This window comes from Enterobacter sp. Res13-Sevr-PEC09-46, assembly GCF_015672585.1.
Taxonomy (GTDB): Bacteria; Pseudomonadota; Gammaproteobacteria; order Enterobacterales; family Enterobacteriaceae; genus Enterobacter; species Enterobacter hormaechei_C.
Genome location: NZ_JADABR010000036.1, coordinates 1 through 7,975, shown reverse-complemented (window position 1 = coordinate 7,975; position 7,975 = coordinate 1). Strand labels below are relative to the sequence as shown.

At 47.0% G+C, this 7,975-nt stretch carries 13 protein-coding genes and 2 pseudogenes; 9 read left to right on the top strand and 6 right to left on the bottom strand.

Annotation, left to right across the window (positions count from 1 at the left end):
* The 3 genes from IMQ56_RS22370 to IMQ56_RS22360 all read left to right on the top strand — a co-directional run.
* On the top strand, positions 1 to 639 hold a 639-nt coding region (locus tag IMQ56_RS22370), incomplete at its 5' end, for a phage tail protein (RefSeq protein ID WP_242465504.1).
* A 10-nt stretch (positions 640 to 649) separates the two neighbouring features.
* The gene (locus tag IMQ56_RS22365) at positions 650 to 1,108 is read left to right on the top strand and encodes a phage tail protein (protein ID WP_042004947.1); all 459 of its coding nucleotides are present in this window, start codon (positions 650 to 652) and stop codon (positions 1,106 to 1,108) included.
* Positions 1,108 to 1,719, top strand: a complete 612-nt coding sequence (locus tag IMQ56_RS22360) for a tail fiber assembly protein (RefSeq protein ID WP_000367945.1) — start codon at positions 1,108 to 1,110, stop codon at positions 1,717 to 1,719. Before IMQ56_RS22365 ends, IMQ56_RS22360 begins: the two co-directional genes overlap by 1 nt.
* A 5-nt stretch (positions 1,720 to 1,724) precedes the next feature.
* On the opposite strand, the gene IMQ56_RS22355 is transcribed toward IMQ56_RS22360, so the two are convergent.
* From IMQ56_RS22355 to IMQ56_RS22335, 5 genes are all read right to left on the bottom strand, one after another.
* Positions 1,725 to 2,150 (bottom strand): phage tail protein, encoded by a 426-nt coding sequence (locus tag IMQ56_RS22355; RefSeq protein ID WP_242465505.1) that lies wholly within the window; start codon positions 2,148 to 2,150, stop codon positions 1,725 to 1,727.
* Between the two features lie 82 nt (positions 2,151 to 2,232).
* Positions 2,233 to 2,718 (bottom strand): phage tail protein, encoded by a 486-nt coding sequence (locus tag IMQ56_RS22350; protein WP_064754908.1) that lies wholly within the window; start codon positions 2,716 to 2,718, stop codon positions 2,233 to 2,235.
* Between the two features lie 28 nt (positions 2,719 to 2,746).
* Positions 2,747 to 3,220, bottom strand: coding sequence for a phage tail protein (locus IMQ56_RS22345; protein WP_001408993.1), 474 nt, complete (start codon positions 3,218 to 3,220; stop codon positions 2,747 to 2,749).
* Between the two features lie 40 nt (positions 3,221 to 3,260).
* Positions 3,261 to 3,689 carry a phage tail protein gene (locus IMQ56_RS22340; RefSeq protein ID WP_023156927.1) on the bottom strand — a complete coding sequence of 143 codons (429 nt, stop codon included), beginning with the start codon at positions 3,687 to 3,689 and terminating at the stop codon, positions 3,261 to 3,263.
* A gap of 10 nt (positions 3,690 to 3,699) precedes the next feature.
* A complete protein-coding gene (locus IMQ56_RS22335) occupies positions 3,700 to 4,110 on the bottom strand; it encodes a phage tail protein (protein WP_042004948.1) in 411 nt (136 codons plus the stop codon).
* Between the two features lie 89 nt (positions 4,111 to 4,199).
* On the opposite strand from IMQ56_RS22335, the gene IMQ56_RS22330 reads away from it, so the two are divergent.
* Positions 4,200 to 4,772, top strand: a complete 573-nt coding sequence (locus IMQ56_RS22330; protein WP_001165547.1) for a recombinase family protein — start codon at positions 4,200 to 4,202, stop codon at positions 4,770 to 4,772.
* Between the two features lie 131 nt (positions 4,773 to 4,903).
* Here the strand turns inward: IMQ56_RS22330 and IMQ56_RS23095 are convergent.
* Positions 4,904 to 5,032, bottom strand: a pseudogene (locus tag IMQ56_RS23095) (DNA-invertase); the annotation flags it as partial.
* A gap of 175 nt (positions 5,033 to 5,207) precedes the next feature.
* Between IMQ56_RS23095 and IMQ56_RS22325 the strand changes: the two are divergent.
* The 5 genes and pseudogenes from IMQ56_RS22325 to IMQ56_RS22305 all read left to right on the top strand — a co-directional run.
* Entirely contained in the window at positions 5,208 to 5,471 is a 264-nt protein-coding gene (locus IMQ56_RS22325; RefSeq protein WP_000145199.1) for a phage holin family protein, read from the top strand.
* Positions 5,472 to 5,545: 74 nt separating this feature from the next.
* Positions 5,546 to 5,875 carry a phage holin family protein gene (locus IMQ56_RS22320; RefSeq protein ID WP_000887652.1) on the top strand — a complete coding sequence of 110 codons (330 nt, stop codon included), beginning with the start codon at positions 5,546 to 5,548 and terminating at the stop codon, positions 5,873 to 5,875.
* A complete protein-coding gene (locus IMQ56_RS22315; RefSeq protein ID WP_000580776.1) occupies positions 5,872 to 6,315 on the top strand; it encodes a hypothetical protein in 444 nt (147 codons plus the stop codon). The genes IMQ56_RS22320 and IMQ56_RS22315 overlap by 4 nt, the downstream gene beginning before the upstream one ends.
* Positions 6,302 to 6,904, top strand: a complete 603-nt coding sequence (locus tag IMQ56_RS22310) for an odaE (protein WP_196065263.1) — start codon at positions 6,302 to 6,304, stop codon at positions 6,902 to 6,904. The genes IMQ56_RS22315 and IMQ56_RS22310 overlap by 14 nt, the downstream gene beginning before the upstream one ends.
* A 1-nt stretch (position 6,905) precedes the next feature.
* A pseudogene (locus IMQ56_RS22305) lies at positions 6,906 to 7,975 on the top strand (hypothetical protein); the annotation flags it as partial.

Below are 7,975 nucleotides of genomic sequence, written 5' to 3'. Positions count from 1 at the left end.
GGAAAGCAAGCGGCAGACGCTACGCTCACTGCTCTAGCGGCACTAGCTACAGCAGCAGATAAACTCCCTTATTTCACAGGTGTTGATCGTGCCGCGTTAACTGCATTGACAAGTGTTGGACGCGCCATTCTTGGTAAGACCAGTATTCAGAGCGTTCTTGATTACCTTGGTTTGGGGGAAGGCTCGGCGCTGCCCGTTGGTGTACCTGTTCCATGGCCCTCCGCCACACCACCAACGGGGTGGCTGAAATGTAACGGAGCAGCATTTTCTTCTGAAAAGTACCCAAATCTGGCAAAGGTTTACCCCACTAATAAATTGCCGGATCTACGGGGCGAATTTATTCGCGGCTGGGATGACGGGCGGGGGATTGACTCTGGCCGTAATTTATTATCTGCACAGAATGATGCAATTCAGAATATTGTTGGTTCTTTCGGGCGTACTCAGCTTTTTAGAGATGTACTTAGTTCAGGGCCATTTAGTCAACATGGTCAAGTATTATCTACAGGCCTAAAGGAAACGGAAATTATTGAGGGTTATGGCTCTTATAACTGGACATTCGACGCCTCTCGCTCAGTTCGTACAGCATCTGAAACCCGCCCCCGTAATATTGCATTTAATTACATCGTAAGGGCGGCATAAAAACGTTGGTTTGGGGGAAGGCTCTGCACTGCCTGTTGGTGTGCCCGTTCCGTGGCCCTTAGAAACACCACCAACGGGCTGGCTAAAATGCAATGGTGCAGCATTTTCTTCTGAAATGTATCCCAAACTGGCAAAGGCCTACCCCACCAATAAATTACCGGATTTACGCGGTGAGTTTATCCGTGGTTGGGATGATGGGCGAGGTGTGGATGCGGGAAGGGTCATCTTAAGCATACAGGGGTGGTTAACAGGAAGTCATTATCATAATATTCGGTCATGGGACGCGTGGGATAACACGGTATTGGTGCCAAATGACAGAGGGGGGGATAGTCTGTTGTCGACAGATAACGCCGTCCGGCAAGGAGCGATTAATGGTAAATTTACCAGTCAATACAGAACGGAGTTATCTGGGGGGAATGAAACCCGCCCACGTAACATTGCCTTCAATTATATTGTGAGAGCAGCATAATGGATAATGCGATATTAAATAGCGAACTTATAGCCATACAGGCAGGAAACATTATCGTTTATAACTATGATGGTGGTAATCGGGAATATATTTCTGCATCAACTGAATATCTTGCTGTTGGCGTTGGTATTCCGGCAAATTCTTGTTTGGATGCTCCAGGCTCACATAAAGCAGGTTATGCGATTCTCCGTTCAGAGGATTTAAGTTCATGGGAGTATGTGCCAGATCATCGTGGCGAAACTGTCTATAGCATTGACACTGGGAATCCCGAAGAAATCACGGTGTTGGGTGACTATCCGGAAAATACAACCACTATCGCCCCGCTAACACCATACGACAAATGGGATGGAGAGAAATGGGTGGTTGATACTGAGGCTCAACATAGTGCAGCTGTAGAGGCAGCAGAAACAAAACGTCAGTCATTGATTGATACTGCGATGGATTCCATTAGTCTGATTCAGTTGAAATTACGGGCTGGACGGAAGTTGACGCAGGCAGAAACCACGCAGCTTAACTCCGTGCTAGATTATATAGACGAGCTGAACGCGATGGATTTAACCACGGCACCAGATCTCAACTGGCCTGAAAAACAACTTTCTACAGCCAGTTGATATAATTAATCCGCCCTCACAATATAATTAAATGCAATATTACGAGGGCGGGTTTCTAAGCCAGCAGTACCTAAATTAGCTACGGACTGTTTATATGTTTTAAAAGTTCCATAATTAGGGGCTGGCAATCCTGCATCGTTTGTGTTCCCCCATCTGATAACTCCCGTATTACCACTAGTAGCCCATGCCTCGTCAAAGTAGAAATTAATTGAGCGGTCAGTTGCTACGGTTGATTTTGACGGTAATCCGTGAGCATGATCCTCCGTTGCATATCCTTGCTCGCTTAAAATAGAGCGACCAGAGTCAATCCCTCGCCCATCATCCCAGCCACGGATAAACTCACCGCGTAAATCAGGTAATTTTAACGTTGGGTAAACCTTTGCCAGATTTGGGTACTTTTCAGAAGAAAATGCTGCACCATTGCATTTCAGCCACCCCGTTGGCGGTGTGGCTGAGGGCCATGGAATAGGTACACCAACGGGCAGCGCCGAGCCTTCCCCTAAACCAACGTTTTTATGCCGCCCTTACGATGTAATTAAATGCAACGTTGCGAGGGCGAGTTTCTGTACCTACATTTCCACTAATTTCACCATAACGTTTAACACTACGAGAGCTAATAGCTCGTAGTGAGGAAGGCACCTTATGACCGGGTTCGTCCGTTTTAACTATTCCCCCGTCACCGTATGTAGCTAGTATTCCTGGATTTACGCCTTCCCGTGCACTTCCTGCGGCGAGTCCGTCCCCTGTCCATAATTCCATATAGTGTGCATGGTCCAAAATTGTGTGTGGCTGCCAATTAAGCAAAGCGCGGCCAGCATCCACCCCGCGCCCATCATCCCAGCCACGGATAAATTCACCGCGTAAATCAGGTAATTTTAACGTTGGGTAAACCTTTGCCAGATTTGGGTACTTTTCAGAAGAAAATGCTGCACCATTGCATTTCAGCCACCCCGTTGGCGGTGTGGCTGAGGGCCATGGAATAGGTACACCAACGGGCAGCGCCGAGCCTTCCCCTAAACCAACGTTTTTATGTGGCCCTTACAATGTAATTAAAAGCAACGTTGCGGGGGCGCATTGATATCCATGCCCCGGTAAAATTATCCTCTGCCGTCCTTTGAGTGCCTGTTATGGAGTTATCTGATGATGCTGGAACATAATCGCTATTATCTCCTGCTTTAGGATTAGCAGGGTTTCCAACAGTTATAACAGAATCAGCAGTAGCATAAGCGATACCTACTTTGACATTAGTAGTCAGATCGACACCGTAATAATCCTGCAAAGCTGTACGAATAAATGTTGCAGTCTGACCACTTAGCAATGAACGCCCTGTATCAATCCCTCTCGAATCATCCCAACCACGGATAAACTCACCGCGTAAATCAGGTAATTTTAACGTTGGGTAAACCTTTGCCAGATTTGGGTACTTTTCAGAAGAAAATGCTGCTCCGTTACATTTCAGCCACCCCGTTGGTGGTGTGGCGGAGGGCCACGGAACAGGCACACCAACGGGCAGCGCCGAGCCTTCCCCTAAACCAACGTTTTCATGCCGCCCTTACGATATAATTAAACGCAATGTTACGAGGACGAATGGTTACATAATTAACCCCATCACCTCGTGAAGGCCCTGCAAATGAAAAACGGGAAAATCCTGGTTGGTTAGAAACAATTTGGTCATAGTTATTGATTGAATGACCAGACCCAATGTCGAAATTACCTCCGTAATGAGAAAAACTTGTACCATCCTGCCCTGAAAGCAGGGTACGTCCCGCATCAATCCCGCGCCCATCATCCCAGCCACGGATAAATTCACCGCGTAAATCCGGTAATTTATTGGTGGGGTAGGCTTTTGCCAGTTTGGGATACATTTCAGAAGAAAATGCTGCACCATTGCATTTTAGCCAGCCCGTTGGTGGTGTTTCTAAGGGCCACGGAACGGGCACACCAACAGGCAGTGCAGAGCCTTCCCCCAAACCAACGTTTTTATGCCGCCCTTACGATGTAATTAAATGCGATATTTCGCGGCCTGACAGCAACAAAATTTATACCATCACCTACAGAGTTACTGGTGAAATTAAATCGTGAAAATCCTGGCTGATTTCCGACGATGCCATCATGAAAATTAATTGCGTGCCCTGCACCATCGCCTATATTTCCGGCACGCTGAGAAAAGTTTGTAGCCTCTTGGCTGCTTAATAATGCTCGCCCATTGTCCACACCTCGTCCATCATCCCAACCTCGAATAAATTCGCCCCGTAGATCCGGCAATTTATTAGTGGGGTAAACCTTTGCCAGATTTGGGTACTTTTCAGAAGAAAATGCTGCTCCGTTACATTTCAGCCACCCCGTTGGTGGTGTGGCGGAGGGCCATGGAACAGGTACACCAACGGGCAGCGCCGAGCCTTCCCCTAAACCAACGTTTTAGTCTTAATCCCTACCTATACCAACGATGTATTTTTAACTAAACAAAGAGGTTGTTTTTCATGCAAATTGGCTACATTCGTGTGTCAACAAATGACCAAAACACAGATTTACAAAGAAATGCACTGAATTGCGCAGGATGTGAACTGATTTTTGAAGATAAAATAAGCGGAACAAAGTCAGCCAGACCAGGCTTGAAAAAGCTGCTCAGAACGTTATCAGAAGGAGATACGCTGGTTGTCTGGAAGCTGGATAGGCTTGGCAGAAGTATGAAACACCTTATCACGCTTATAGAGGAGTTGCGGGAAAAAGGTGTTAATTTCCGTAGTCTGACAGACAGTATTGACACATCAACACCCATGGGGCGTTTCTTTTTTCATGTCATGGGTGCTTTAGCAGAAATGGAACGTGAATTAATTGTTGAGAGAACACTGGCCGGACTGGCAGCTGCACGCGAACAGGGACGCATTGGCGGACGTCGCCCGAAGTTGACAAAAGAACAACATGAGCAAATAGCGAGGTTGATCGAAAATGGCTACAGCAGGAAACAGTTGGCAATTATTTACGATATCGGTGTATCGACGATTTATCGTTATCATCCTGTAGAGAAGCGCCAAACTCAATCTGAGCTGTAATTCTAATGCCGCGTCGGTGTAATTTATCTTGATAGAATAGGTACATTTATCGCGCGGCACATCAATTCGATGTATCTAGCGCCTGCTGACCGCTAATGAAAACTGTTCTCGAAATGTTGTCCCTAGTCCGAGACTAGGGTATCACCTCTGGAAAGCATACGCAGAACCTTTTTTAACCCAGGGTGCCCAGTTTTTTTGCTGCTCGCCTTATTCGCAAAAATTAGCTCACATCCTGCGCTTTCAAGTGCTTTTCACTGCATAGCTGTGTTTTGTTCATTTGTCTATATGCATACATAGCCTATTAACATATTTTCTGCCCACTATCGTTATTTATTGCAAGCTACAGGTTTTAATTAACAAAACCAGTGTGTGTGGAAATCACAAAGTGCATACCGTTCTCAAATGTTGTTCAACTTACTGTTGTATAGGTAAAAAATGACATTTTATGTACATATCGTGATGTTATCCCTTCTTGGTGGGGTGTATTCGTATTTGAGTGGGCTATGTGAAAACCGTTACGAGTCTTCATGCAAGAAATTGCTGGCCGAATGTATTTCCGCCGTACTTGCTGGCTTTATTGGCATGTATCTCGCGGAATATAAGGACATGAATGAAAGCCTTCAGAGCTGCATGGTTCTTATTTTCAGCGCCAATAGCAGGCTTATTATTGAAGGTTCCAAAAGTCGGTTGAATAGGTAAGTCTCTTATGCAACATAACCGGTTGAGAAGTTACTTTGCATACCATTACCTCCTGACAACGTAGGAGGGAACTTGTGCTTGACACACAGGAATTAGCTCCAGTTGCTATTGCGCTCCTGCTTTCAGTAATTGGTGGGATAGGCACGTTCCTGATGGATGTCCGAGACGGTCGCCAGTCTGGCAATTTGTTGGGATTGGTTACGGAGATCTTTGTTGCAGTGACAGCTGGCGCGGTGGCGTACCTATTGGGGCAACACGAGGGCTGGGAGTTATCAATTACGTACTTAATGGTAACGATAGCCAGCAATAACGGTCATGAGGTGATTTCAGGGATGAAACGAGTGAATATCGATAGCATTCTGAATGTTCTTACAAGTTTGGTGAAAAAGGGAGGCGGGAAATGATTGGCTGGGGTGTATGCGTTCTTGCGTTAGCCTTAGCCGATCGCTATTTGCTAAAACGCAAGGACATCACGCATTTAGAACTTGGTGATGTGGAAATTAAACCGGGTTTCATCCGGGTGCCGTTCAAATACCGGTCTAAATTCCCGTTTTTGCGCGGCGCAACGGTCAGATATTGGATCCGCGATGTTCAGAAGCCGACGACAGTGATTGAAGGCGAACAACGTTGTTTGACGTCGGCTGAACAGGGCGAAAACAGTGAATGGTTGTACATACCCACTGAATATATGGGTAAAGGAGAGCGACTGTGGCATTTCAACGTCATGGTTACGCATGGCGACTCGTTCATTAACCCGTTGTATCGGATTTTCCCTGTTACTCAGCAAATCCGCAGAAGTTACGTAATAAATCTCGCACAGGATGTGTCAGATGACGAAAAATAAGTATGCAATGGTCGATTTTGACCAGGTTAATGAAAAGGGGCTGAAATCCCTTATCGCGGCGATCAATAAAACCGGTGTTACGGTAATTGAGGTTGACTCCAGCAACCGCGCAACAACGAAAGATGGCGTTAAAGTTAAAACCGCAAAGCTGGTTCTTAACGACGGACAAATTCTTGCCATACAGGTAAACGATACTGGCGATATATCGTCTGTGAGGCTGAATGGAAAAGCTATTCCTAACGCTCAGTCGCCGGATATCAAGACGCTTGGTACCGTCATGGGGCAAGCGGCCCGCAAAAACTCCGCAAAATTCCAGAAATCACTGATCGCCAAAGCGAAACGTGTTGCCAATCCGGTAGACAAGAAACCGGCAGTAAAATCCAACTTTCAGCGCCTGCAAGAGGCAAAACAGCGGAATGCTCAGGTGGTTGCCGCTTATAAATCAGCGCAGAACTCGGTGTCTTTCAATCAACAGCAGATCACTGATTTGCGGGCGAAGCTGGATAAGGAGACAGGCCGACTCAATAACGAAAAGGCCCGAAATGGCGAACTCAAACGCCGTCTTAAGCAACTGAAAGCAGGAAATTAACATGGAACAGTTCAATATCAATAAAGGGGTGACGATCAAGCCTGGGCTTGACGTGCTTCCCCCGCCAGTGACTGATGATGAATATCGCGCATTAATGGCCGGTGAGGACCGCTATCTGATGACGGAATCCAACACCCTGGAGGAAATCGAGGCTACGTTCTTCTATGACACGCCGATCCACTGGTGTGCTACGGATTTACTGGAGGCGATTAGTTCTACTCGTTTGCAGTTACACCGGACCATGCAGGCATTTGTCCGGGCATTAAACCAGAAGCTGAATGGTACCGGAATCTCTGCGGGGAGTGATAAAACGGGGGATGTGGCCCAGAATGGTGCACGCGCGATCGGCGGGGCTGAAATTGGCCGGGCACGTAACGTTAACGGGCTGCCGGTCCTGCCAGCCATTATTCCGCTCAGTGATGGTCAGACTATCAGCATTCTGTTTCATAGCCCGACAGCGGAAAACCGGATCACCAATAGCGATACGCTGATTGCTTTCCAGTTCTTACTGAATAAAAAAGACGTTACTCATACCGTTGCTCCGATGAGTGGACGTGATATGACGCTGGCGCAGGTCACCATGAAACTTGCCAACCTTGCAGAGAAAAACTCGGCAAAATTCCAGCGTGCGCAGAAGAAGAAAAAAGCCCTGGTTGATGAAATAACCCAACTACAGGCTGACAGTGACCAGAAAGAGGATGCCATGAGCGACCTCGCGGATCAGGTGGCAGCGGTAGAAGGGCAGAAGGTAGATCTGGAGCAGAAAATTAACGCTGTTGCATCGGAAGCGGATTCTCTTTATGAAGAGAATGAGCGTTTGCAGACGGAGATTGATCAGCTCAATCGCACTGGTGGGCGCGAAACCATTGCTCCTGCGGGGATGACTGGTGGACACTCTCGCGCGATGACGGATCGCCTTGCAAGTATCAAAAATCGTATGCATATGAACGGGGAAGTGACGCTCAGTAATGGTGCATCAATGAAGCAATTCATTGAGGACGGTGAAGGGTATATCCAGTTAACCGATTCGGATGGCAGCGTGTACATGATCAAGGCTAAATCCATACAGGG

Bases quoted from the DNA above. Each gene is read 5' to 3' on its own strand.
- IMQ56_RS22360 (WP_000367945.1), top strand. From the start codon at position 1,108: ATGGATAATGCGATATTAAATAGCGAACTTATAGCCATACAGGCAGGA.
- IMQ56_RS22330 (WP_001165547.1), top strand. From the start codon at position 4,200: ATGCAAATTGGCTACATTCGTGTGTCAACAAATGACCAAAACACAGAT.
- IMQ56_RS22325 (WP_000145199.1), top strand. From the start codon at position 5,208: ATGACATTTTATGTACATATCGTGATGTTATCCCTTCTTGGTGGGGTG.
- IMQ56_RS22315 (WP_000580776.1), top strand. From the start codon at position 5,872: ATGATTGGCTGGGGTGTATGCGTTCTTGCGTTAGCCTTAGCCGATCGC.
- IMQ56_RS22310 (WP_196065263.1), top strand. From the start codon at position 6,302: ATGACGAAAAATAAGTATGCAATGGTCGATTTTGACCAGGTTAATGAA.